Origin of the sequence: Rathayibacter sp. AY1D5, assembly GCF_002932515.1 — a bacterium.
Classification (GTDB): Bacteria; Actinomycetota; Actinomycetes; order Actinomycetales; family Microbacteriaceae; genus Rathayibacter.
The window spans coordinates 12,478-35,666 of sequence record NZ_PSVU01000023.1 but is presented as its reverse complement, the minus strand read 5'-3'; the positions used below and the strand labels follow the sequence as shown (position 1 = coordinate 35,666).

Genomic DNA, 23,189 nt, shown 5'->3' with positions numbered 1-23,189 from the left:
CGCCGTCCTCTGCGCCCGAGCATCCGCGGATGGCTCGGTCGCGGCGGTGGTGAAGCCGTCAACGTCACGGCCGCAGACGAGTTCCGCGGGACGACCGTGCAGGTGTGCGGGCTGTACCCGTTCTCGGTCGGGACGGGTACGCCGATGATCGGGGTGCCGCTGGGGAAGAACCTCTCCACCGGCGCCTCCGTCTGCTGCGACCCGATCAGCTGGTTCCAGCGCGCAAACCTCATCAGCAACCCGTCGATGTTCGTGCTCGGCAAGCCCGGCCTGGGGAAGTCCTCGCTGACCCGCCGCATGGCCGCCGGCCTCGCCGGGTACGGCACGATCCCGCTCGTGCTGGGCGACCTCAAGCCGGACTACGTGGATCTGATCGAAGCTCTCGACGGGCAGGTGATCCCTCTTGGCCGTGGCCGCGGGTACCTGAACATCCTCGATCCCGGTGAGGCGTCGGAGGCGGCGCAGCGCCTGCGTGACGAGGCCGACCGCTCGCTCGAGCGGGCCGACGAGCTCGCGCACCAGGTCGACGCGCTCGGCGTCTCCGACGACACCGCGGCGATGATCGCGGAGGTCGGTCGGCTGCGCAAGCACGCCGCGAAGGTGCAGCGCCTCGCGCACCAGGTCCTCGCGGACGCCCACGGCCGCCGGCACACGATGGTCGCAGCGCTGCTGACGATCCTCCGCTCCCAGCCGCCGAGCGACCGTGAAGAGACGATCATCGACCGGGCGCTGAAGTACCTGGACGAGCACCACCAGGGCGTGCCGGTCCTCGCGGACCTGCTGCGCGTGATCCAGGAGGCGCCGGACGAAGTTCGTCAGGTCGCGTTGGACCGCGGCAACATCGAGAAGTACAAGGACGTCACCGAGAACCTCGAAGCCTCCCTCATCGGCCTCACCACCGGTGGACGCCTGGGCGAGGTGTTCTCGAAGCAGACGACCACGCCGATGCGCCGGGACCGGCCCGTCGTCTACGACGTGTCCTCGATCGACGACTCCGAAGGCGACCTCCAGGCCGCGATCCTCCTCGCCTGCTGGTCCGCCGGCTTCGGGACCGTCAACGTCGCGGCCGCCCTCGCGGACGCGGAGCTCGAACCGCAGCGGCACTACTTCGTGATCCTGGACGAGCTGTGGCGGGCGCTGCGCGCGGGTAAGGGCATGGTCGATCGCGTCGACGCGCTCACCCGCCTGAACCGTGCGCGCGGCGTCGGCCTGGCGATGATCAGCCACACCATGTCCGACCTCCTCGCACTGGCCTCCTCGGAGGATCAGATGAAGGCGAAGGGCTTCGTGGAACGCTCCGGCATGGTCATCTGCGGCGGCCTCCCCGGTGCTGAGATGCCGCTGCTGACCTCGGCGGTGCCGATGTCGATCGCGGAACAGGGGATGCTCACCTCCTGGCAGGACCCGCCCGCCTGGGACCCCGTGTCCGGGCACGAGTCCGAGCCTCCCGGCCGCGGCCGCTTCCTGATCAAGGTCGGCGGACGTCCCGGTATCCCGGTGCGCGTCGAGCTGACCGCAGCAGAGAAGGAGGTCAACGACACCAACAAGCTCTGGCACGCGACCTCCCGCGCCGGCCGCGCAGCGGAGCCACTGCCCACCGATCCCGTGAACGTCGAGATCCTGCCGTGAGCGTCCTCGTCGCACTCGGCGCGAGCTGCGTCGCGGCCGGCGCCGCCGGCGCCGCGATCATCAACGCGATCCGAGCCCGTCAGCGGACGGCAGACCGCGATCGGTTCCTGCTCACCCTCTGCTGGACCGGCGTCGGGCTCATGGCGAGCTTCGTCGCCTGGGACCAGTGGGACCGGGTGATCGCGTGAGCTGCCCGTCGACGCTCGCCTTCGAGGGCTACCGCTGGACCTGCCAGCGGTCCGCCCCGGGGGAGCACGGCTTCCACACGACCGACCTCCCCGTCTCCTTCGCGGAGCGGGGCCTCGCGGTCCTCTCCTGGGGGACCTCGCACCAAGCACCCGCCAACGACTGCACCCCGCGGTGGGCCGGCCCGATCTACACGGAGGAGTCCGCATGAGCGCCACCGCCAACAACCGCCGCCGCGAGCCTGGCAAGGCCAATAACGACGCCCTGATGCTCGGCGCAGCCCTCGCGGCGATCGCTGCGATCGGCATCGTCTGGGTGGCCGTCGCGGTCGGTTCCAAGCTCGACGGCGTGAACGAGGGCCTGCCCTCGGACCCGTTTGAAATCATCTCGGGCCTGTTCCGCGGCCAAGTGGTGTGGTCGACGTCCGCAACGATGATCGCCGCGGCCGCCGTCGCCGTCATCGTCCTCGTGGGCCTCTGGCTCGTGTGGATGCGCTCGCTCGGACGGAAGAACCGCTCAAGCGTCGACCACGCCGCCCGCTACATGGCGACCCCGCGCGACCTGGCGCCGATGATGCGCAAGGAGGCGTTGAAGAAGTCCGCCCGCCTCGGCGTCGCTGAGAACCCCGGCGTCCCGGTGGGCCGGCTGCACCTGGGGAAGCAGATGCTCTACGCCTCGTTCGAGGACATGATGCTGCTGATCGCCGGCCCCCGCGTGGGCAAGTCGACCTCCCTCGTCATTCCCGCGATCATGGCTGCGCCCGGCGCCGTGGTCACGACGTCGAACAAGCGCGACGTGCTCGACGCGACCCGCGACGTCCGCGCCGCCAAGGGTCACGTGTGGGTCTTCGACCCCCAGCGCGTCGCGTTCGAGGACGCGACATGGTGGTGGAACCCCCTCTCTTACGTCACCGACGACACCAAGGCCGCGAAGCTCGCGACGCACTTCGCCTCCGGCACCCGGGCGATGAACGCGAAGACCGACGCCTACTTCGACGGCAAGGGCCAAGAGCTGCTGTCCGACCTGCTGCTCGCGGCCGCGGCAGGCAACCGGCCGATCAGCGACGTGCTGCTCTGGCTGACCTCCGTCGAGGACGAAACCCCCGTCGAGCTCCTGCACGACAACGGCTACCCGACCAACGCGCGAGCTGTCCGCGGCATCATGAACACCGCCGACAAGGCCCGCGACGGGATCTACTCGACCGCGCAGGGCATGGCGGTGTGCTTGAAGAGCGCCGCGACCGCCGACTGGGTGAACGCCCGCCCGAACGACACCCGTCCGCAGTTCGTCCCGGAGACGTTCGTCACGTCGACCCAGACGCTGTACTCGCTGTCCAAGGAGGGCGCCGGCACCGCCGGCCCGCTCGTCACCGCCCTGACCGCCGCGACGATCGAGGCCGCGGAGGAGCACGCCGCGCGATCCCGCGGCGGGCGCCTCGCGACGCCGCTCGTCGCCGTTCTCGATGAGGCCGCGAACGTCTGCCGGTGGAAGGACCTCCCCGACCTGTATTCCCACTACGGATCGCGCGGGATCCCGATCATGGCCGTGTTCCAGTCCTGGTCCCAGGGCGTCGGCGTGTTCGGCAAGGAGGGCATGCTCAAGCTCTGGTCCGCCGCGAACGTGAAGCTGTACGCCGGCGGAGTCGCGGAAGACGAGTTCCTGCGCACCCTCTCCGAGCTGATCGGCACCTACGACAAGGAGACCACCTCCGCCAGCTACAACAAAGGTGTGCGCTCCACCACCTCGGCGCTGCGGCGAGAGAAGATCCTCGAAGTCGCGGACCTCACCAGCATGGGCCGCGGACGGGCGATCATGCTCTCCTCCGGAGCCCGCGCGGCGCTGGTCGACACGGTGCCCTGGTACAACGGGCCGAAGGAGCAGGTCGCCGCGATCAACGCCTCCATCGCCGCCCACGACGCCAGCAGCGGACCGGCGAACGCTGCACCCGTCTCGCCTGTCGTGACGGTGATGCCTCCGCTCGAGGATCAGCCTGCGGCGGACGTCGACGCGGAGCAGAACGCGACTCTCCGGGGCGAGCGATGAGCGACGAGGATCTGTTCGACGTCGACACGGATCCCGTCACGCTGCACCCCGTCGAGGAGGAGGTGGACGAGGAGGAGGTGCCTGCGACGTACTTCGGATCTGCCGACGAGTGGGTCAGGAAGTTCCTCCGGCCCTCCTATCGACGCCGGGTGACGGCCAAGGGCCAGGCCGCCGGCGATCGGTGGGCGGCTGAGTGGTGGAGCAGCGTCGAGGCGCTGACCCGCATCGAAGCCCTCTGGCGGATGTGGGAAGAGATCCGCACCAGCGCCGGCTCCCTGAGCGCCTACTGGATCAATCACCTCGACCCGCACATGCGAGTCCTGCTCTCGCCCAGCGGCCCGTTCGCGACGTCGACAGACGAGAACCGGCCGGGCGACATGCTTCCCTACACAGCCCCTCCGACCGGGATGTTTCCCGAGGACGCACAGGGCTGAGGACGACGGACAGAGAAGGGCCCGCGACACCAACCGGTGTCGCGGGCCCTTCTCTGTTCCAGCGTCAGCGACCTGGTTCGGACCGCTCGATCTGAGCACCCTGGCCACGCGCGCCTCGCGTCGAGGGGACGCGAGTGCGCTTCGTGGCCTCCGCGCCGCGCGCAGGAGTGGCGAAGGAGGCGTCGACGGTCATCCGCGCGTTGACCTGCTCCTCGGGAACGTTCTGAGCCTGCATCGATGCTGCGGTGTGTGCTCGCCGCTCGGCACTGTCGTACGCAAGCTCTCCTTCGGAGCGTGCCGCGGCCGCACGCCCCTCCTGAGCGGGTGCGGGAGCGTCGGGGGCACTCTGCTGGCCGCTGTCGTCTCGGTAGAGCGCGACCTGGGCACGAGCGTCCTCAGCGAGGCTACGCAGCTCCTCAGGGCTCTGCGTGGGTGTCCCGCCGGCCTCCGCGTCTCGGTCGTACTGAGCAGCTTGCTGCTCGAGCTCATCGGCGCGACGCTCGCCGTCGACGGGGATCTCGACGGACGTGTTCTGGGATGCGTCGTTGGCGCGGTCGAGGCGGTCGGCCTCCGTGACCATCACCTGAGCTTCGGTGACGTCGCGCTGCGACTGTGCCCGCTCGGCATCCGCTGCGTCGACGGCAGAGCCGCCGGTCTGGTCCGTGCGCCACTCCTGCACGAGAGCGGCGCGGGCGGCTTCGGCAACGGCCGGGTCTGCGGGCTGCACCCGTCCGTCGTCATCGAAGGCGACGGCCGTCTCGACGCGGTAGTCCTGGTAGCCGACCGGATCGTTGGCGCGCTTCCACTCCTCCGCAAGGCTTACGTGCATCGCGGGAATGTCGCCTGCGACCGCTGCGCGGTAGTCCTCGATGAGAGCACGCTCGGCCGAAAGATTGGGCTCTCGGGCGTCTCCGACAGGCATGGTGAGACGGTCCTCGTCGTGCCGGTGGTACCCCTCGGGTGCGGCGGTAGTGGCCCACTGCTTCGCGAGGTCCAGCTCGGTCGGGGTGTCGCGGGCGATGCCCTGCAGCGTGGCGACGTCGACGCCGTAGCGCTCCTTCGCCTCGGACGCGATCAGGGCGCTGGCGGACGCGATCTGCGGGTCCGCGTCCTTCCACGCCGCGGCCGTCTCAGCGACGCGGGCGACGTCATGCACGGTCGCCTGATCCCACCACTGGGGATCGTTGACGACTGTCACGGCCTGCCGTGCAGACGCCCGCTCAGCCTCGTAGCGGGCTGCGAGCTCGCGCGCCTCGATCGCGCTGCGCTGCTGAGCCTCACGCATCGCCTCCTGGTACGCGCGAGCCAGCTTCTCGCCCAGCTGGACCGCGATTGTGAGCGCGATCCGTGCGGACGAGTTGATGGACTCCTCCACGCCTCCGTCGTCGTCAGCCATAGTGATGCCTCCCCTTCACTCGTGTAGGTCTAGCGGTCGCGTCCGTCGCGCTCGCGCGGCTCAGCGCCGCGCTGCGGGGCAGCGATAGATGTGGCGTCCGGCGCAGCCTTGGTGAGCTTCGTCGGCACCGGGCTCCCGGTCGCGAAACTCGCCTGCACTGTCTCGCGTGCGCGACGGGTGTCCTCGGGCAGAGCATCCCAGGCGTTTTTCTGGATCTGCGCGTTGTAGCCCTCGTGAACCGCCTTCAACTGGTTCCGGATCGTCCCCGCGAGCTCCTGGGTGCGTCGCGCGTCGCCAGCGGCCTTGTGGGCGTCCATAATCGCCCGCGTGGTGCGCACGATCTGGCGCAGCAACATCGCCTCCTCGGCGGCCTTGTTGCGCTTCCCGGCTGTCGCGAGGATCAGCATCGTCGTGCCGGCCATCGACGGCATCGCGGTCGGCCGCGGCGTCGACTCGTGCGCGCGCAGGTGCGCGGATCGGGCGAGCTGGCGCGACGCTTCGGCCAGCGGTCCGGGAGTCGGCTCGAGGCGCCGCGACCACGCTGCGTACGCCCCGGATGCTTCTCGTGCAGCGTGAGCCCACGTCGCCCGATCGGACGGGTCGACGGTGCTCAGGTAGTCGTGGAGCCGGGTCATGTCCTCGGCGTAGGTTGAGTACAAGTCACTCGACAGCTCGGCCTCCTCGCGGCCAGGCTTCACCGGCTCGTACCGCCACGGGTTTTTCGCGGTGGCGCGCCACTCGTCCACGGCTGCCTGGGCAGTCTGTGGCTCGTCCGGCCAGCCCTTCCGCAACTCCGGAAGGGTCAGGTCGCGAGCGAGGCGCCCACCGCCGTGCCAGACGACCGGCGCTCCCTTGTCGGGGCGCAGCGCGACGGAGTAGCCGGCGACAACGTCGTCTCGACCGGCGGCGTAGCGGGGGCGGATGAGCACCCCGGCCTGGCGCATTCGACGCACGAACTCACCCTCGTCCGCGGAACTGGTCGCGGCTGAGCGGACGGCGCGTTCGAGTCGGTGTGCGTCGACCTCGACGGCGCCTCGTCGGCGTGCAGCTTCACGCTCGCCGGGGACGACTCCGCGCTCACCAAGCTCGCGCTCCGGAGCGTGCAAAGGCTGTAGGTCGAAGTCGCGTTCCAGCTCACGGCTGACCTTCTGGGCGAGGCGCTTGTCGTAGGGGATGTACGCCTTCGTGCCGTCCTCGCGCACTCGGGAGACGGCGATGTGGATGTGATCGTTGCCGTTCTTCGAGAGACCATGCCGCACGGCGACCCACCGACAGTCGGCCTTGCCGATGTCCTCGCCAGCGAACCCCATTCGGCGCACGAACTCGGTGGCGATCTGGCCCCACTTCTCGTCGCTCAACTGCCCCTCCTCGGCTTTCAGCGAGAGGGAGCAGTGCCACACGTCGGCGTCGACCTTCTCGGTGACCGGCTTCCCGGTACGGGAGTCGATCATCAGCTCACCGGTGGTCGGGTCGGTGACCTTCTCCGCGCGCTGCACGGTGACGCCGAATGCCTCCTTGGGGAGGTTCAGATCGCGCGCGACAGCGAGCGCGGCGGCGTGGTCGAGGACGCTCTCTCCGTGCATCGCCATGATCGCGCCGTTGCCGGCGATGAGGTGCTGTTCGGTGTGCTCGTTCGAGCGCCCCTCGCCCGCAAGGTAGGTCATCAGGCCGTCCATGCGGCCGCCGTAGGTGACGTTCGGAATCACAGGCCGGCCACCCGACGAACGGCGTCGCGAATCTCGGGAGCGAGCTTCTGGAACTCGCGGTAGATCGCCGCAGCCTCGTCAGGGAATCGGCCCTCGGTGTTCGCGAACTTGGCGAGCTGGTTGACGTTGTTCGTCAGGTTCTCGAGGCGAGAGTTCACGGAGAACAGCTCGGCGACAGCCTGCTTCCACTCCGTGTCGGTCCGCACCTGGGCGTTCATCGCGGACTCGAAGAGCAGCCGGGGAACCGTGACGCTCTGGACGACCGCCCGAGCCTCAAGCTGCACCCGCTCCTCGTCGGTGACGTAGACGCGATACGGCTTGTCCCGCTTCTCGTCTCCCTCGACGTTCGCTCGCCGCTTACGGCTGAACAACGCACGACCGCGATCTTCGCTCATCGGCGTGTCCTTCCTGTCCTTCGGCCCAGCGCAGCGAACCCGCCAAATCGGCGGGGACCATACGACCAGTATGCCCCCGGCCGGCGCGCAGCGCCAGGTCGGCAAGCGAGTTACCGGCGGTAAGTCGACAGCTTGCTCCACAAACCGGCCGTGCCCGAGCGTAGCGAAGGAGCACGAAGCCGGACCGCGAGCGGCACTCCGCGGCGGTAGAACTGGGCCTCCGAAACGGAGACGTAATCGCGCCTTTCAGATGCCCATTTGGGCATGTACCCTGACGGCATGAGCGACAACACCAGAAACCCAGAGGACGCGGCTGACGCTGCGCGCCGCCTCCTCGAATCGACTGTCGAAAAGCGCGTCGATGCCGTCCGAACGATCGTTACCGCCGCGAACGACACGGACGCTGCTCGGACCGCTCTCGCTGACGCGCAGAACCGTCACGCAAAGGCCTGGGCTGAGGCGCTGGCGTCGGGATGGTCAGAGAAGGAACTCCGCGCAGCAGGAGTGCCGCGGCCTGACCAGCCGCGAGCGCGCGTCACCCGCTCTCGACGGTCGACTACTGCTGACGCCCCCGCCGCCGAGTTGACGGAGAACAACGGCGCGGAGTCGATGGAGAACGTGGCATGACCAACCACGCCTCCGCTGCTTTGCACGCGCAGGTCCGCTCGTGGGCGGAGGGTTCAAACCCTCTCGCCGCGGCCGTCGAACTTCTCATCCGGTCGCGTCTCGTCTACGCCGGTGCGCCGTGGATCAAGACCGACAACGCCTGGCAGACGAGCGCCGTCGACTTCGACCGCCTCGCCTACGAAATCGGAGCGCTCAGTGGAGGCGAGCAGCGCATCGCGCGGATCGCCTCGTCTCTCGGCCAGGGAGTCCCGGTCGACCTCCGCGAGGACGTCGCCGGCCTCGACCTGGCGCACACTCGATTGGTCCTCGCGGCGATCGCACACGGGGCCGGACTCGGAGAGCCCGGCACGACGATCCAGACCGTCGACGGAGTGCCGACGATCGTTCACTACGACGCTCTGGCGACGTGGCCGAACGAGTAATTTGATCGTGCACGACAACCCCCCTCGTCGCTGTGGAGGCCCCCGCTAGAGCATTCATGCTCGCGGGGGCTTCTCCGTTCCCACGACAAGCGCGCCGGCTGCGGTCCGGCCGTCCATCCGACGCTTCACTCTTGCCTGCGCCGATCGACCGTCAAGAGCGCTGCGCGTCCCTTCGGGATGCCCCTGCGGGGCACTCCTGACGGCCGCCCGTCTCCGGCATCGCGCCGCTTATCGGATGGATGGCCTCGGTGCGTGCTCAGCCCCGAGAGCGCAACTCCGCAGCGCGCGCGGCCAGCTCCTCGCGGACCTCGGCGGCGGCGCGCTTGCGGGCCATCTCGCGGTCCCGAGCTGCACGCTCGAACTCGCGCTGATCGGCCTTCATCTTCGCGATGATCCGGTCCACCTCGTCTTGGTCGATGCTCGCAAGTCGGGCGGCCTCGGCCGCTCGCTCCGCAGCGGCCCGAGCACGGTCGGCGTCGCGCTGCGCAGCAGCGACCCGGCGCGCGGTGTCGAGCTGCGAGTGCTCGGTGATGACCCGGCGGATGACCCACCCGTAGAACCCGAGCGCGTTGCGGCTCGTGAACGTCTCCGGGACACGGCGACCGTCGCGAGACAGCCAGGCGTTCATGGCGAACATCAGCCCTTCGACGCTCCACTCGGAGACGTCGATACCTGTGCGGTCGAGCATCCCGACGACGTGCCCGATGTGCACTCCACGGGCGAGCCACGGGATGCGATGAGCCAGCGCAGCAGCGAAGCGCTGCAACTCGATCGATCTGGGAACCGCCGGCCGACCGGTCGAGCTGCGTTTTGCATCACTCCGTCGCCTCGGCTGCCGCGAAGCGGCTCCTGAGCGCGGTTCACCGCGCGTTGGTGAGTGTCTTTTAACTGGGGCTGTAGATGTAAGTGGGCGCCTACGGGGTAGCTGGACATTCTCCACAGAACCGAAAGATTCGCCCGTCCGTGACGTCGGTGCAGGCAAGGTCGCCGGCGTGGGACGCGGCATGATCAGCGCCCTCGTGGAGGCCATGCGGAGCTGTCGGCCGCCGTGCGCCGCGTGCGCCGCGTTCCGCTCAGCGCGGGTCAGGTAGCGGCCGTCGAGAACCGTCGCGGCGAAGCCCAGCGACTCCATCAGCGCACGGGCCCGCTGCACCGTCTTGCCGCACATGCCCAGCGCGGCCGCGACCGTCTCGTGTGCCGTCGTCACACCGCGCCCGGTGTCGACGTCGGCCGCCAGCCAGTCGGCGCGAGCGACGCGCAGCAGCGTGTCCGGAGCGACACGTGCAGCGCGGCGCAGCTCCTCCCCCGGCGACGTCCCCAGCGCGTCCATCAGCGCGTCGAACCAGTGCGCTCCGGACGTCCACGCCGGAAGCGGACCGTACGCGCCTGGCGCCGGCTCGGGGCTCCATGAGCTCGCTCGAGAACTGTTCGGCCGCGACGCGGCTGCCTGTGGCGTCTCAGGTGCACAATCGACCGACTCCTCCCCTGAAAAAAGGGTGGGTCGGGTGTGCACGGAGACGGACTCCGCTGTTACGATGTGGGCATTCCTTCCGGGTACGTTCCGGGTGGGTACACCGAAGGCCCGGCTGGATACCGGTTCTTGGGTGGGACTGCTTCACACCTCTGAGTCGCCAAACTGTGCGAGGTGGGAAGCCAAGGCTTCTAGGCCCGTCGCGAGAGCGGCGGGCCTAATGCGTTAACGGGTGTCGATGGGCAGCTCCTCCTCGAGGAGAGTCGGCTGTGCAGGCCACCAGGACGGAATTCCTTCGTCGGTCAGCTCGCTCTGAACGTGCTCGACCAGGCGCTCGAAGAACACCGCAGCCGACACGTTCGCGCGCAGCGCCATGACATTGAAGTCGTCGCGAGCCTGGCGCTCGACGGTCCAGGCGACGTTGGTGGGATCCACCATCGTTCCTCGGGGACGCCGCGTCGAAGCCATGCGTTTAACGTAGGGCTGTGGCTGTGATTAACGCGATCCGACACGCCGCATCAAGTGACCATTTGGGCACTCAGTCTTTCCGCTCTCCCTCGGGGAGCGGAAGGGTGACGTCGACGGCGCGCAACTCTGTCATGTTCGAGCGCTCGACCGCGCGGTAGACCGTTGAGCGCGTCACCCCGAACTGCTCCGAGAGCTCGGCCACGGTGTAGTTGCCCGAGCGGTACTCCGCCACAAGGTGTGCCTCGATCTTCGGGGAGAGCTTCGGCTGGCGGCCGCGCAGGCGCCCCTTCGCCTTCGCGATCTGCATCCCCTCGCGCGTGCGCGACCGGATCAGGTCGCCCTCGAACTCCGCGATCATCGCAAGCACGTTGAACAGCAGCCGGCCCATCGGGTCAGTCGGGTCGTGCAGCGACCCGCCGATGTTCAACCGCACTCCCCTGCGGGTCAGCTCGTCCACGATGTCGCGCGCATCCGTAATCGACCGCGCGAGCCGGTCGAGCTTCGTCACGAACAGGGTCGAGCCGGTGTCGCACGCGGCCAGGGCCTCGCGCAGCGCGGGCCGCTCACGGTTGGACCCTGTGAGGCCGGCGTCGACGTAGATCCGATCCGCCGGCACCCCCACAGCGCGCAGCGCGTCACGCTGCGCCTGCGCGTCCTGCTTGTCCGTCGAGACCCGGGCGTATCCGATCAGCTCAGCCATCTGACCAGTATCCCGTTTGACGCCCCCCTACCGAACAAATCATCGGACGGGTCTAACGGGACACTCAGCGCCGCGGGTTTTCGCGGCGCTCGGTGTCGCGTCTGCGTGTACCGGTGAACGATCCCCATACGGGACCAGTAGCATGGCGTCGCGAGCACCTGCGCTGGTACGCTCCCCACCATTCGACCTACTCGAGGGGCAGCACGATGCAGACGCTTCGCAACACCGTGTTTACCGTGACGGTCGCAGGGATCGTCGCCGGCTTCCTTGCTGTGGGTGCGGTGGCTACCGGGATCACCAGCGAGAAGCCTGCCGCGGGAAACCCCGAGCCGGTTGCCTACTCCGAGCCGAGCTGGACCGACACCAGCACGCTCATCATCGGCGGTTACGAGACACCTTCTCCTGAAATGATCGCGACCACTCCCCCGCTCTCCGAAGAGTGACGACGGCACCTGCCGACGATCCGGCTCGCTGCGAGCCGGGGGCATTCTCGTGACGTGGGAGCAATGGACGTTCTCGCTCGGAGCGATCCCCGTGTGGCTCATCGTCCTCAGGAACGTGCTGTGGAGATTCGGCTGCACGAACTCCGGGAGCAAGATCCTTTTCGCCTTCGGCCTCGGAGCGTGCCTGCTGTGCATCGCCCTCGCTGTGATCTGGCAGGTCCACGCCGCGAACGCCGACTGGGCTCCACCCCGGGACGACCAGAACGAAGTTGGCGGCCTCATCCTCTGGACTCTCTACTGGAATGCGGTGGCTGGCTTCTTCACCGCACTCGGCATCCGAGTCACCGACATCCTGATCATCGAACGGACGCGGCGGATCTCCGCCACCGTCGCCCCTGACGCAGCGTGAGGAGCAGGACATCTGGTAAGCGATCCCCCAGCGAAACAGTCGGGGGGCGCCAATGCTGTCGACTCGAGAACGCGTCACTCGCGCGCCTAGGGCGCGTACTCCTGTGACCAGTAATCGGCCCGGACCTCGAGGAGGGGTCCGTCGATAGCGGAACTCACCGTGATGGTGCGCGGGTCCCAGAGTGTTCCTGCGATGCGCGCTTGCGGCGTCGTTCCGAGCTCGCTCGACAGCTGCTCGGGAGTCATCGCGTCGGGCGGGCGCACCGAGAGCAGCCGCCAGCACCCACCGGAGGCGCACTCGACAGTCTCACTGACGAGCTCGCTCCCGTCTGGAAGGTCGACGGCCGAAGCCGCCGGCACGTCCCCCTCGGTCCTGAATACGGCCAGACCGGCGTAGTGCACGAGAGCACAGAGGGCGGCTGCAGCCGCGATCGTCGTTCCCGCGATGACGAAAGGGCGTCCGCGCTTTCGGGGCTCATCCATAGGCCCGGACACTAGCAAGCTGCTGTAGCCCCTAGCTGACCTCTGCGGAGGAAATCGCGAGCACTCCATCCGGTCGCCCCAACCGCACGACCAAGGGAAGAGCGGGGACGTCGCTTACCCTGAGCTGGTGGGGACATTCTCGAAGGCGCGAAAAACGGTCGCGATCGCAGCATGCCTGATCGTCGTCACGGGATGCACGCCACAGCCTGAACCGCCGGCTCCGCCTCCGGTGTCCACAGACAGCAGCTCCGACGCCGCACTGACCGGTGACCTTGGCGTGGCAACGTTCACGGGCAGCAATGGGACGGCCGGCACCATCCGTTTGAGTGCGGCTGACGGCCGGCTGGCTCTGGCATCAGACGAGCTAGAGATTCCCGCCGCGACCACATCTTCCTCAGGTTTCGTCGCGGTCATGGCGGCGCTGAGTCCGGTCGATGCGACGACCACCTGTTTCGACGTCGACTTCCCGATGCGTCTCGCGGATGGGGAGTCAGGGAAGCCCTACAAGGCGTGGCGGAACCTCGCAGAGTTCCGCGGCGATCCAACAGCGATCGATCAGCTCGTCATCACCACCAAACCGCAGAACGATTCCGACTGCTCGATGAAGATCATTGCTGTCGCTGACGTCCAATGGAGCGTGAAGCCTCAACGCAGCGATCTCGTAGCCAAGGACGCCGGCCCACGTGCAGCAGCGCGTGGCGAGACGACATCGACGGACGGAACGCCGACGTCGTACACGGTCGCCCGCAATGACCTCGCAGAGGACGTCGCGGCACGATTCGGCATGACGGCCGATGACCTGTTCTACCTCAACCCGTTCCGCTTCCCTTCAGACGAGATTCTGCGCGTCGGTGAGAAACTGAACCTCGCCGTCGCTACGCGATGACCTCCCGGCGGGGCACTCGCACGCGCGATGGCCTAAGCGGCTCGACCGGTCACAGGAGCGACCGAGGACCCCGGAGCTGACCCCGCCCGAACTCGCTCTCCACCGTGGAGCCGCTGCGTCAGAGGGCAGCCAAAGAGGTCGTGGGGGTCCCGGTGGGCGATCCCCTTACGGGACGCCCTCTAACCCGTTCCCGTACGGGACGATGCGAGCGCTAGTCTCCTCGCCGTGATCATTGATCTAGAGCCCGGCGACGCGCGGTGGGCGGCCGCTCTTCTCGTCCTCCGCGAGCTGCGCCCCCATCTCACTGACGAACTGCTCGAGCTGGTACTGCGAGAAGGCGCGCCCCAAGGTCTCCGCTTCACCGCCCTACTGCAAGACGATCGCTGCGTGGCTGTCGCCGGCTGGCGAGTAGTCGTCAACACGAGCGCCATCAGGAAGCTCTACGTCGATGACCTCTCCACCGCCGCCGCCGAGCGATCCCACGGTCACGGCGCGGCACTCCTAGCCGCCCTAGCGGAGCGAGGCCGGGAACTGGGGTGCAGCGCGATCGAGCTCGACTCCGGCGTGCAACGCTTCGAGGCGCATCGCTTCTACCTACGCGAACGGATGGACATCACCGCCCATCACTTCGCTCGACGGCTCGACCAGTAAGTGCAACGGGCTGCCTCCCCGCACCGTTCAGCAGGGGACCGCCACCGGACGCCGGATGTCAGTGGGTAGTTTCACCGTCCGGACGACGATCCCGTTACGGGAGGTTCGACCGGCGCTGCCCTCCGGATCTCTACCGAAGGCCGAGTGCGGGACATCAACGGTTTGATGACGTTTGCGGCGCTCGTGATGAGAGCAGGAGCGCGCAATGCTTCACTGACCTGCATGAGGCAGGGACGGACAGCAGGGCTGACATCCATTGTCGTCGCGGCAGGCATGGTCTTCAGCGTTAGCGGCTGCGCCGGCGTGACTTCGAGCTCGGCCGGATCCTGCGCCGCAAAGGCGGTCGAGCTTCAAGAGTCGACCTTGCAACCAGACGGAGTGGTCCGGCTCAGCGCCGACTTCATCTGGGAGACGTGTGAAGACACCGGAGGCACGAGCCGCGCAGCTTCGGACGTCACGGTGACCATCACCCCTTCCGCGAGCGGCGAAGAGATACTCCTCGGCCGACCGATACCGAAGGGCGAACGATCCACTGTCAACGAGTCCTTCGACCTCCCCGCCGACCTGCCCACCGGCCCCGCTGTTCTTGCCCTACGCTCACACAGCGGTGACCCGATCGAGATCGAACTTTCTCTCGAGATCACAGCACCGCCAGCCACCTGAGACGGGCCACGAATCGGCACCTCGCCAGCCGTTCAACCGATCAACCATCTCTGCACGACGACCAGGACGGTCATAGATCAACCGCTCCCGCCCGCGAAGCAGTATGTCGCTCCCAAGAGGGGCATACCTCTTCGTCTGTCACCTACGCCGGAAGGCTTGGTAGAGCGCACCCACAAGGATCAGGGGACCGATCACAAGGAGGACCCATGTTCTCGGGTCTTCGTTGGCGCGAGTGCACACGCCTGGCGCGTTCACGTAGTCCATACAGCTCCCTGATAGGTCGCTTGAGAGAAGAAACCCCGCCACGAGGACGATGACCGCGAGAGCAATCCAGCGCCACCTGACGCGACGCTTCACTGGTTCACCCGCGACCAGAACGTTTGTCGGAATGAGGGGTGATGGTAGAAGGAGTTCGCACTTGAAACGCCGCGACCTCCTCGAGCATCGAACCCGACTGCAAAGATCGGGGCTCCTGCCGACGCGAACGAGAGCAGTCGAGTTTGATTCTGAGTCATCCGCTCCCTGCCTCTCTTATCCAGTCGAAGCTCCTCGATCGTCGTCACCGCACACCAGGACTGTCAATGAAGACGTTTTCGCTCAGCGGCGTCCACGTCTCTTCGACTCTCCCGCCGTCCGGGACGACATGGAGAGTGTTCCGGTCGACCGTGGAGTCGAACCCGCCGACGCCGCAGCTTTGGTTCCATGTGTCCTCGTCAGCGAAGCTCGTCAGGCACGTCGTCTCCGGATCGCTCGTGCGCGCCAGGAACAGCGACCGGTCGCCGACTCGGCCGACGAGCCGGGAGCTGGTCTCGTCCATTTTGGACGAGGAGGCCCGCGGGGGCAGCGTCGGGAACGTATCGGCGTCGGTCGCCGCCCGGTCGAGGTCCGCGAAAGTGAGCGGCGGCCGCTCGGCGGTGGTGAAGCACCCGCTCAGCGAGGCCGCGCCCGCGGCAGCGATGGCCGTGATGGCGAGGGTTCGAGCGGTCACCCTTGCGATGCTGCGCGGTCGACTTGTCCAGGTCACGAGGTCAGCCTAGGAAGCGCGGGGCCAGGACGCGCCCTTTCCGGAAACTAGGGTGAGGGGATGTTCCCCGAGCTTGGCACCGCGTTCCTCGCGGGCGCGCTCGCTCTGCTCTCCCCCTGCGCTGCACCGATCCTCCCCGGCATCGTCGGCGCGCTCACCTCGACAGGGGACGGACGGGCTCGACCGTCTCGACAGGTGTGGTCGATCCTCGCGTTCGCGGTCGGGGCCGCTCTCGTGCTGATCGGATCCGTGGCGCTGCTGCTCGCGCTCGGCGCGAACGTGAACCTCGCCCGGCCGCCGTACACGTTCATCGCCGGCGGACTACTCATCGCCGCCGGCCTCTACTCCCTCGGCTTCCTCCGGATCCCCTGGATCACGAAGACCTCCACCCCAGTCGGCTCGGCCGCGAAAGCACTGCTGCTCGGAATCAGCTGCGCCGCCGTCTGGTACCCCTGCCTCGGCCCATCCCTCGCCATCGCCTACGGCCTCGCCTCCAACATCGACACCGTGGGACTCGGCGTCGCGCTGGGGTTCGTCTACTTCCTCGGCATGCTCACCCCGCTGTTCCTACTCGGACTCGTCCTCGCCCGCGCAGCACGCTCACGCCGCTGGCTGCGCCGCATCGGCGCCTACGCCAACAAGGCCGTCGCCGTGCTCCTCATCGTCATCGGCGTCCTCGTCATCACCGGGCTCTGGAACTCTGTGTCGCTGTGGATCGTGGACAACTCGAGCTGGTTCCCCACCCTCTGACCCTCAGGTGGGATCGCCGCGCTCCAGGCCTGGAATGGTTTCGCTGAACGATCGTTCATCAGAGCGAGTGGGGGCGCGGCGGTGGCCTTCGCTTCGACCATGTGGATCTAGCTCAGGTTCTCCTTCGAGTCCTATGGTGAGCGCATGAAGCGACTCGCTAAGTCAGGCCCGTTGGTTGGATGGACAATCGCATCGCTCGGCGCTGCTGGTGCCGCCGCGTTCCTGGTGCATTGGAGCTCGTGCTTCAGTGGCCTGAACGAGGGTTGCTACAGCGCCACACAGTCGGACTTCACGTGGATCGCCACGACGATCCTCTGGGCCATCGCCTTCCCGCTCGTGATACTCGGCGCCCTCGTGCTCTCGCCGGGACGACCCGTCACACTGATTGGTGTCGGGCTCCTCCTGGTCATCAACCCCCTCACCGACCCTGGAGCGTTCTTTCTCCCGTGGGATGTCGCGGACACTTTGCCCTTCACCGGCGTCGCCACGTCGCTGGCTGCTGTGACTGCAGGTCTCCTCCTGGCCAGATCTTCCCACCGAGCCCGTCGGCCCGATCACAGCCGAGTCGGGAAGCCAGCGCCCGCTGACGTCGCCTACTGACCTTCGATCGGCTTTGCGTCGTCCCGTTAGGGGATCCCCATACGGAACGGGCAGCCTCGCGCTCTTCGCTCCGTTGATGAGAGCCGGTGCTCTGGAGTTCAGGCGAAGTAGGGTGAGCGAAACGCGACGGGGGACGCCATGGGCCACAAACGATCGACCTACGGATTCAAGATCGGTGCGGCCTCGGTCGCGCTCATGGCCCTTCCTCTTCTCGGCGGGTGCGCGCAGGACACCACCGTCTACGACGACCCGACCGTGTACTCGGACTACGACAGGGCGCAGCAGGAGCAGGACGCACTCCCCTCGCTCGGCAGCGTCGGAGACAAGCTCGATCCCGACTCGATCCGGTTCGCCGGGTCCGTCGAGGGCCTCGACTTCTACTTGGCCTTACCTCGCGAGGGAGCCGGACACTGCGTCATCGTCAACGAGGGCGACGAACCGGTCAGCGGCTGCGGCGAGAAGCTGTCAAAGCAGAACGACTGGACGGTACAGATCCACCCCGACGACGCCGTACCGGACGACGCCACCGGCGACGGCTGGACCCAGCTCGGCAAGAACCTGTCGGTCCGCGCAAGCTGACAGCGGGAGGGCTCTCTCGCTGAACCACGGCACCCGGCGGAGGTCGGCCCGGCGACTTGGTGATCCGCAGAACGATCCCCATATGGGACGGAGCTGAGCGGGTAGCGTCACCGGCATGACCTCGGGTTCGCGTCACCGCATTCGAGTTGCTGCCGCGCTCACAACCGGAGCGGCGCTGCTCACCGCCGCCGGCTGCGCGCCGGCGGTGCAGACGTCGGGATGCCCGGGCTGGGCGTATTTTGGATCCGCGGAAGCCCGCTACGAAGTCGCCGAAGCGGTCATCACGACTGCCTCCCCTCGCGCCTCGGGAACTCAGAGCGTCTTCAGCGTCGCAGCATCCGCATACATGGTCACCGTGGATGAGACAGAGAAGGGACCGTTCATTGCAGGAGAGACAATCCGCGTCGTGTCGATGCCTGATGCGTGCAGCGGCACCGACCTCTACCCGGACGGAGACCCGATGGACACCGACCAGCCCCTCCGCCTGTACCTCAGTTCCGGGAACGGATTCTGGGCGACGCTGACTCCGCTCGAGGGCGCTGAACCGATCGAGGAATAGCCCGCCAGTCGATTCCCTTACGGGACGATGCGCAACGTCACTGCGTGACAGAGTTGAGCCGTGGAGCGCTGGTTGAACGACGATCCCACGCTCCGACCGCTCATCGAACGCGGGTTCACTCGTTCAGGTGACTCGGTTGTACTTCGGGCCTACGCCGCCTCTCGCCTCCGGACGGCTCCGCCGTCCGATGCTTGGGGAGTGGAGTGGTGGGTGAATAGCATCCACTTACGCTCGAACCTTCCGGCCGCCAACGTATCGTGGCGGGAGCAGGTGGTCGCACAAGGATTGTTCCTGATCGACGGGCTGCTCCCCCGAATGGTTCGACTCTCGGCGGGCCGTGCGGCTCAAGCCGTCCTGTCGCTTCAGTCGTCGCCAATCTCTGTCGACCCCGAAGCCGACTTCGCATCAGGGTCTGTCCATTTCACGCTCGTCCGCAGCGCAGTGGAAGACGCTCGAGCAGTGGAAGACGCTCGAGCAGTTCAAACGCGGTCGATACAGCCCGTCATGGTTGTCACCCTCGACTCGATCGACGCCTCGACTAGAGACAGCGACGCCTCCTGACGCGGGCCCAGGATCGGAATCCTTCGCCTACTGGGCGGACCGGCCTGCCCCTGCGACCGAAGCGCTGAACGATCCCAATCCGGGACGCGAAGCGCGGCTGCGATGATCAGTCCATGCATCGAACAGTAGGCATAGTGGTCAGCCGGTGACACCACCGCAATCAGACGCGAGAACGGTTCGCGCGAGGATCCGTCTCCGTCCAACCAGCGACGGCGGCCGAAAGGCGCCCATCGGTCTCGACGGAAGGTACCGACCTCATGTCGTCGTCGTCGGCGGCGACGGAACGCATCTCGGCGTGATCGTGCGCAGCAGCGAGGCTACTGAAGTCGATCCCGGCGAGACGAGCGAAGTGACCCTTCAGCTTCTGTACGACATCGACTACAGCTCCCTCAGCGCCGGAGCGGCCTTCACTATCGTTGAAGGCCCCAAAGCCATAGGTGACGGACAAGTCCTCTGAAGCAGTCGCCTCGGTAGGCCGCCATGCTCTGAAGACACGATCGAGCGCGTCGCCCGCAGAACTGCGCCGCAGCGTCCGCTGCGATGCTCGGCCGCACCGCGTGACGACCCGGTGATCAATCCCCATACGGGCCAGCCTCGAGCACCCCGATAGTTACAGTGGGCGCATGAAAGCAGAGCTGCACGATCCGCGCGACCAAACCTTGCAGGTCGACGGTCCGACGTACCGCGTCCACTTCTGGTCCGAAGACGGCACGTCGAACCAAGAGTGGGAGCTTTCAGAAACCGACCTTGACGAGGTGCTGGCCTGGATCCCGAAGCGAGCTCACGGCCGGCCCCATAGCCTCTGGGTAGTTACCCGCAGCGACCAGGACGTCTGCCTCATCCGTCTTCGCGGCATCGACCTAGACGCGGCCGAGAGTTACTGGCCAAGCTGGGCGGCACGCACCTACTCAGCCGAACCCAAGTGAAGCGCTGACCGATCCCCTTGCGGGACGCGCGTGGTGGGTGGTGTCCGCCCTACTCTGACGGGTTGGAACTGCGGACCGCGAAGACGCTCGGCATCCTCGCGATGGTGGTCGGGACCCCAGTCGCCCTTCTCACACACACGATCGGCTGGGTTCAGACCGGCTGGGAACCGGGCGCCGTGCAGTGCCAGAAGAGCGAGTACCCCGACGGGATCGATCTCTACTCCAGCCGCGTGTCGGGCGAGAAGATCCTCTACCCGCTCGGCCTGTCCTGCACCTACGCAGCCAGCGAGACCTCACCAGGCATCACCATCCGTCACTACAGGTGGGACGCCACCGCCCTCTTCACCGCAGCCGCCGCACTCGCTCTCGCGGGAACCGTCGTCGCGCTCAGAGCCGAACGCAAGCAGGAGCTCATCACCGAGTCGCCGGAAGACCGAGCGACGACATAGCGCAGCGCCCCCTCTGCCGCTCAACGATCCCCTTACGGAACACATGATCGTGGAGTGCTGAACGTTCTGATTCATGGCGTGTTCACCGACGTGCCGGACCATGATGCTCATGGAAACACGAGAACTGGCATGGGGGATTCTGGCGTGGCCGGCCGTTGCGGTCCTCGCGCTGCTGCGAACAGCGGGCAGCTGGGATGTATCGGGCGGGTCCGCAGCAGGGCTCATCGCGGGCACGGCAGCTGCGTTCACTGTCGCGGGCGCACTCCTGTGGCTTCCCTCGAGTCTCTGGCTCGACCGGCGGACACGCCGCTTCCCGCGTGTCGGGCAGGCGGCCGCGTTCCTGGGTCTGGGACTCGTGATCGGCGCCGCCGCCTCCACCGCACTGGTACTCGCGTCGGGAAACGCGACCTGGCCCTCCTCCGCGGGCCTCATCACGGAATACGCAGTCACGGCAGGCATCGCCTCCCTCCTCGGCCGGCTCCTCGCCACCACCCTTCGCGCGAAGAAGCTGCCGATCGTTCCGACGGCGGCGAATCGCGTGAACCGCTGAACGATCCCCCTACGGGACGGCACAAGTCTTCGCACTCGAGGGGACTTGGCCAAGGGTGCAGCGATTTGCAGCACTGCGGACACTTCTTGGTATGAGCGTCACTGATGAGCAGGACTGGGCTCGCGTCGTAGCGGGTGAGGGTGAGGCGTTCGGTCGCATCTTCGACCGGCACCGCGACCGCGTCCGCCGGCACGCGCTCGGGCTCGCTCCGACTCCTGGGGAGGCGGAGGACGTGGTGTCGTTGACGTTCCTCGAGGCGTGGCGCAAGCGCGAGCGGATCCCATACGGGACGGCCCGGGCCTAGTTCAAGCGTCGCGGAGCATCGACCGAACAGCCTCGAGCGTGAACCCCATCGCCACGGCGAGCTCGTCCTCGTTGGCACCGAGAAGAACAGCGGAGCGCGCAGCAGAAACGACCCTCTCCCTCCCACTGGATCCCGAGGGCTGGCTGCGAAGAAGTGCACTCTCCTCCGACGCGCGCACGAGCGCTGCCTCCGCTTCACTGCACAGAAGCCTCGGCGGCTCGTTGAGATCGATACGCTACCCACGCGCGGACGGCTCAGTGGCTTCATCCATGTCCCGAAGCTACCCAACGTCGACGTCGAGCACCGCCGCCGCACCCCGACAGCCTCGAGCGCTGCGGCAAGCTCGACATCCGGCAACATGCGCTGATCCTCCCGGACGCCCGGCCAGCGATCCCCATATGGGACGCGACGCTGGGAACGTCGAGGAGGATGGCTGTTATGCCAGTCGTCTTCGATGGAACCGTGTGGACGCACTACTCCCAGCTGCAACTCACAACCGGCGCTGCGTCGGTTGAGGATCCTCGTGATGCGTTCGACGGACAAGAGAATGGGCTGTGCGGAGCGAGCTTGCCCGGCGCCCTCTTCATGCGGACAGGTATCCACACCGGGTACGTACAGGTTCGAGTCAGCACGTTGGACACAGCGCCTGAGCTCGGCTTGTGGGAGGAGATCGTCGAGGCGAGCTTCCAGCCCGAAGGACCGGATGCGGTGCTTAGCGGATGGTCTGGGGACTCCGCCGCGTCGTTCCAGCTCACGGCGTCCGCCTATCGGGCCCGGTGGTGCGCTTCCGGCATGGAAGAGGGCCGGCGACAAGATGTCGCCGACGAAGCGCATCCGGCGCCTGACCGGTACGCGCTGTATCTGTGGCCGGCGCCTGCCTCGGCGGACGCGGTAGTGCGGCGAACCTCGGCAATTGCCGCGTACTGGCACAACGACGCCTCTCCGCGCAGCTAGCTTCACCAGGGCGATCGCTCGTTCGGTGAACGATCTCCAGCAGCGATGCGGGTGAGAGCGGCACACCTAGACTCCTGCGCATGACTGCTTCGTCATCCGTGGACGTGTCGCGGCGCCGACGTCGTCCGGCTCGTCGCCGCCTGTCCTTCTTCGGCGTCTTGGGTGAGCTGCTGATGACCGTAGGGGTGCTCGTTCTGCTGTTCCTCGCCTGGCAGCTGTGGTGGAACGATGCGGTGATCGCAGGGCGGCAGGAAGATCAAGCGGCCGAGCTGCGCCAGAGCTGGGGCGATGACGCGCCGTCCGCGGAGGCGCCGTCCGAGCCGACCGCTGAGCCGGCCGTCCCCGGTGACCCGGTGATCGCGCCGGTCGCAGCTCTGGACACCACGTTCGGCAACCTCTACATCCCCCGGTACGGCGAGGGGTGGGTGCGCACGATCGCTGAGGGCGTCGACGCGGAGAACGTGCTCGACGTGGGCAGCATCGGCCACTACCCGGGAACGCAGATGCCCGGCGAAATGGGGAACTTCGCGATCGCGGCGCACCGCTCCGCCGCCGGCGGAGGAATGCACCTCATCGATGAGCTGCAACTAGGTGACGCGATCTACATCGAGACCGCCGACGGCTGGTACACCTATCGGTTCCGGAACCTCGAATACGTGCAGCCCTCCGAAGTGCAGGTCATCGATCCGGTCCCCTGGACGAGCGACGTCGTTCCGACGGATCGTCTGATCACGATGACGAGCTGCAATCCGCTGCTGTCGACCGCGGAGCGGATCATCGCCTACGGCGTCTTCGAGTCGTGGCAGCCCCGCTCCGCAGGAGCGCCCGCCGAACTCGCCTCTTCCCTCGCGACCTGACGTCCGGCGTCGGCGCTGGCACCGCGACGAGGGCGGCGAGCCGGTTTCATGCTGCGGCAGACGTT

At 67.3% G+C, this 23,189-nt stretch carries 31 protein-coding genes; 23 read left to right on the top strand and 8 right to left on the bottom strand.

Going from position 1 to position 23,189, the window contains the following annotated elements; translation table 11 throughout:
* The first annotated feature begins 21 nt into the window (after nt 1-21).
* From C5C82_RS17815 to C5C82_RS08860, 5 genes are read left to right on the top strand one after another with little or no spacing between them, the layout of a single operon-like run.
* Nucleotides 22-1,629: an ATP/GTP-binding protein gene (locus C5C82_RS17815; protein WP_208323109.1), complete on the top strand. Its 1,608-nt coding sequence runs from the start codon at nt 22-24 to the stop codon at nt 1,627-1,629.
* Nucleotides 1,626-1,817 carry a hypothetical protein gene (locus C5C82_RS08875; RefSeq protein WP_104234428.1) on the top strand — a complete coding sequence of 64 codons (192 nt, stop codon included), beginning with the start codon at nt 1,626-1,628 and terminating at the stop codon, nt 1,815-1,817. The genes C5C82_RS17815 and C5C82_RS08875 overlap by 4 nt, the downstream gene beginning before the upstream one ends.
* The gene (locus tag C5C82_RS08870) at nt 1,814-2,026 is read left to right on the top strand and encodes a hypothetical protein (RefSeq protein WP_104234427.1); all 213 of its coding nucleotides are present in this window, start codon (nt 1,814-1,816) and stop codon (nt 2,024-2,026) included. The genes C5C82_RS08875 and C5C82_RS08870 overlap by 4 nt, the downstream gene beginning before the upstream one ends.
* Complete coding sequence (locus tag C5C82_RS08865; protein WP_104234426.1) at nt 2,023-3,858, top strand: type IV secretory system conjugative DNA transfer family protein; 1,836 nt, start codon at nt 2,023-2,025, stop codon at nt 3,856-3,858. The genes C5C82_RS08870 and C5C82_RS08865 overlap by 4 nt, the downstream gene beginning before the upstream one ends.
* Complete coding sequence (locus C5C82_RS08860) at nt 3,855-4,292, top strand: DUF4913 domain-containing protein (RefSeq protein WP_104234425.1); 438 nt, start codon at nt 3,855-3,857, stop codon at nt 4,290-4,292. The genes C5C82_RS08865 and C5C82_RS08860 overlap by 4 nt, the downstream gene beginning before the upstream one ends.
* A 64-nt stretch (nt 4,293-4,356) precedes the next feature.
* On the opposite strand, the gene C5C82_RS08855 is transcribed toward C5C82_RS08860, so the two are convergent.
* The 3 genes from C5C82_RS08855 to C5C82_RS08845 are packed head-to-tail and all read right to left on the bottom strand — an operon-like array spanning nt 4,357 to nt 7,789.
* Nucleotides 4,357-5,688: a hypothetical protein gene (locus C5C82_RS08855; protein ID WP_104234424.1), complete on the bottom strand. Its 1,332-nt coding sequence runs from the start codon at nt 5,686-5,688 to the stop codon at nt 4,357-4,359.
* 29 nt (nt 5,689-5,717) lie between these two features.
* Nucleotides 5,718-7,394 carry a relaxase/mobilization nuclease domain-containing protein gene (locus C5C82_RS08850; protein WP_104234423.1) on the bottom strand — a complete coding sequence of 559 codons (1,677 nt, stop codon included), beginning with the start codon at nt 7,392-7,394 and terminating at the stop codon, nt 5,718-5,720.
* On the bottom strand, nt 7,391-7,789 hold the full coding sequence (locus C5C82_RS08845; RefSeq protein ID WP_146079340.1) for a plasmid mobilization relaxosome protein MobC: 399 nt from the start codon (nt 7,787-7,789) through the stop codon (nt 7,391-7,393). The genes C5C82_RS08850 and C5C82_RS08845 overlap by 4 nt, the downstream gene beginning before the upstream one ends.
* 279 nt (nt 7,790-8,068) lie before the next feature.
* On the opposite strand from C5C82_RS08845, the gene C5C82_RS17280 reads away from it, so the two are divergent.
* Nucleotides 8,069-8,416 carry a hypothetical protein gene (locus C5C82_RS17280; RefSeq protein ID WP_146079339.1) on the top strand — a complete coding sequence of 116 codons (348 nt, stop codon included), beginning with the start codon at nt 8,069-8,071 and terminating at the stop codon, nt 8,414-8,416.
* Nucleotides 8,413-8,838: a hypothetical protein gene (locus tag C5C82_RS08840; RefSeq protein WP_104258229.1), complete on the top strand. Its 426-nt coding sequence runs from the start codon at nt 8,413-8,415 to the stop codon at nt 8,836-8,838. Before C5C82_RS17280 ends, C5C82_RS08840 begins: the two co-directional genes overlap by 4 nt.
* A gap of 256 nt (nt 8,839-9,094) precedes the next feature.
* On the opposite strand, the gene C5C82_RS17275 is transcribed toward C5C82_RS08840, so the two are convergent.
* The 3 genes from C5C82_RS17275 to C5C82_RS08825 form a co-directional block, all read right to left on the bottom strand.
* Nucleotides 9,095-10,168: a hypothetical protein gene (locus tag C5C82_RS17275; RefSeq protein ID WP_146079338.1), complete on the bottom strand. Its 1,074-nt coding sequence runs from the start codon at nt 10,166-10,168 to the stop codon at nt 9,095-9,097.
* Between the two features lie 366 nt (nt 10,169-10,534).
* Complete coding sequence (locus C5C82_RS08830) at nt 10,535-10,747, bottom strand: hypothetical protein (RefSeq protein WP_258061513.1); 213 nt, start codon at nt 10,745-10,747, stop codon at nt 10,535-10,537.
* Nucleotides 10,748-10,847: 100 nt separating this feature from the next.
* Complete coding sequence (locus C5C82_RS08825; protein WP_104234418.1) at nt 10,848-11,477, bottom strand: recombinase family protein; 630 nt, start codon at nt 11,475-11,477, stop codon at nt 10,848-10,850.
* Nucleotides 11,478-11,683: 206 nt separating this feature from the next.
* On the opposite strand from C5C82_RS08825, the gene C5C82_RS08820 reads away from it, so the two are divergent.
* Nucleotides 11,684-11,920, top strand: coding sequence for a hypothetical protein (locus C5C82_RS08820; protein ID WP_104234417.1), 237 nt, complete (start codon nt 11,684-11,686; stop codon nt 11,918-11,920).
* A gap of 91 nt (nt 11,921-12,011) precedes the next feature.
* Entirely contained in the window at nt 12,012-12,329 is a 318-nt protein-coding gene (locus tag C5C82_RS08815; RefSeq protein WP_146080962.1) for a hypothetical protein, read from the top strand.
* 86 nt (nt 12,330-12,415) lie between these two features.
* On the opposite strand, the gene C5C82_RS08810 is transcribed toward C5C82_RS08815, so the two are convergent.
* Nucleotides 12,416-12,811 (bottom strand): hypothetical protein, encoded by a 396-nt coding sequence (locus C5C82_RS08810; protein WP_146079336.1) that lies wholly within the window; start codon nt 12,809-12,811, stop codon nt 12,416-12,418.
* A gap of 127 nt (nt 12,812-12,938) precedes the next feature.
* Here C5C82_RS08810 and C5C82_RS08805 point away from each other — a divergent pair, with 127 nt between their 5' ends.
* From C5C82_RS08805 to C5C82_RS08795, 3 genes are all read left to right on the top strand, one after another.
* Nucleotides 12,939-13,697: a LysM domain-containing protein gene (locus C5C82_RS08805; protein WP_146079335.1), complete on the top strand. Its 759-nt coding sequence runs from the start codon at nt 12,939-12,941 to the stop codon at nt 13,695-13,697.
* 225 nt (nt 13,698-13,922) lie between these two features.
* A complete protein-coding gene (locus C5C82_RS08800; RefSeq protein ID WP_104234413.1) occupies nt 13,923-14,348 on the top strand; it encodes a GNAT family N-acetyltransferase in 426 nt (141 codons plus the stop codon).
* Between the two features lie 144 nt (nt 14,349-14,492).
* Complete coding sequence (locus C5C82_RS08795; protein WP_146079334.1) at nt 14,493-15,011, top strand: hypothetical protein; 519 nt, start codon at nt 14,493-14,495, stop codon at nt 15,009-15,011.
* A 559-nt stretch (nt 15,012-15,570) separates the two neighbouring features.
* Here the strand turns inward: C5C82_RS08795 and C5C82_RS08790 are convergent.
* On the bottom strand, nt 15,571-15,999 hold the full coding sequence (locus tag C5C82_RS08790) for a hypothetical protein (RefSeq protein WP_104234412.1): 429 nt from the start codon (nt 15,997-15,999) through the stop codon (nt 15,571-15,573).
* Between the two features lie 96 nt (nt 16,000-16,095).
* Here C5C82_RS08790 and C5C82_RS08785 point away from each other — a divergent pair, with 96 nt between their 5' ends.
* The 11 genes from C5C82_RS08785 (at nt 16,096) to C5C82_RS08750 (ending at nt 23,124) form a co-directional block, all read left to right on the top strand.
* Nucleotides 16,096-16,785, top strand: a complete 690-nt coding sequence (locus C5C82_RS08785) for a cytochrome c biogenesis CcdA family protein (protein ID WP_104234411.1) — start codon at nt 16,096-16,098, stop codon at nt 16,783-16,785.
* 144 nt (nt 16,786-16,929) lie between these two features.
* Nucleotides 16,930-17,385: a hypothetical protein gene (locus C5C82_RS17270; protein WP_146079385.1), complete on the top strand. Its 456-nt coding sequence runs from the start codon at nt 16,930-16,932 to the stop codon at nt 17,383-17,385.
* Nucleotides 17,386-17,523: 138 nt separating this feature from the next.
* Nucleotides 17,524-17,964 (top strand): hypothetical protein, encoded by a 441-nt coding sequence (locus tag C5C82_RS08780; protein WP_104234410.1) that lies wholly within the window; start codon nt 17,524-17,526, stop codon nt 17,962-17,964.
* Nucleotides 17,965-18,079: 115 nt separating this feature from the next.
* The gene (locus C5C82_RS17265; RefSeq protein ID WP_146076925.1) at nt 18,080-18,523 is read left to right on the top strand and encodes a hypothetical protein; all 444 of its coding nucleotides are present in this window, start codon (nt 18,080-18,082) and stop codon (nt 18,521-18,523) included.
* Between the two features lie 856 nt (nt 18,524-19,379).
* Nucleotides 19,380-19,541: a hypothetical protein gene (locus C5C82_RS17510; RefSeq protein WP_181027273.1), complete on the top strand. Its 162-nt coding sequence runs from the start codon at nt 19,380-19,382 to the stop codon at nt 19,539-19,541.
* Between the two features lie 166 nt (nt 19,542-19,707).
* The gene (locus C5C82_RS08775) at nt 19,708-20,010 is read left to right on the top strand and encodes a hypothetical protein (protein ID WP_104234409.1); all 303 of its coding nucleotides are present in this window, start codon (nt 19,708-19,710) and stop codon (nt 20,008-20,010) included.
* Between the two features lie 62 nt (nt 20,011-20,072).
* On the top strand, nt 20,073-20,459 hold the full coding sequence (locus C5C82_RS08770) for a hypothetical protein (RefSeq protein WP_104234408.1): 387 nt from the start codon (nt 20,073-20,075) through the stop codon (nt 20,457-20,459).
* A 100-nt stretch (nt 20,460-20,559) separates the two neighbouring features.
* A complete protein-coding gene (locus C5C82_RS17260) occupies nt 20,560-21,009 on the top strand; it encodes a hypothetical protein (RefSeq protein ID WP_146079377.1) in 450 nt (149 codons plus the stop codon).
* Nucleotides 21,010-21,100: 91 nt separating this feature from the next.
* On the top strand, nt 21,101-21,313 hold the full coding sequence (locus tag C5C82_RS08760; protein WP_104234406.1) for a sigma factor: 213 nt from the start codon (nt 21,101-21,103) through the stop codon (nt 21,311-21,313).
* A 438-nt stretch (nt 21,314-21,751) separates the two neighbouring features.
* Nucleotides 21,752-22,267 carry a hypothetical protein gene (locus C5C82_RS08755; protein WP_104234405.1) on the top strand — a complete coding sequence of 172 codons (516 nt, stop codon included), beginning with the start codon at nt 21,752-21,754 and terminating at the stop codon, nt 22,265-22,267.
* A gap of 80 nt (nt 22,268-22,347) precedes the next feature.
* Complete coding sequence (locus C5C82_RS08750; RefSeq protein ID WP_104234404.1) at nt 22,348-23,124, top strand: class E sortase; 777 nt, start codon at nt 22,348-22,350, stop codon at nt 23,122-23,124.
* The last annotated feature ends 65 nt before the right edge of the window (nt 23,125-23,189 follow it).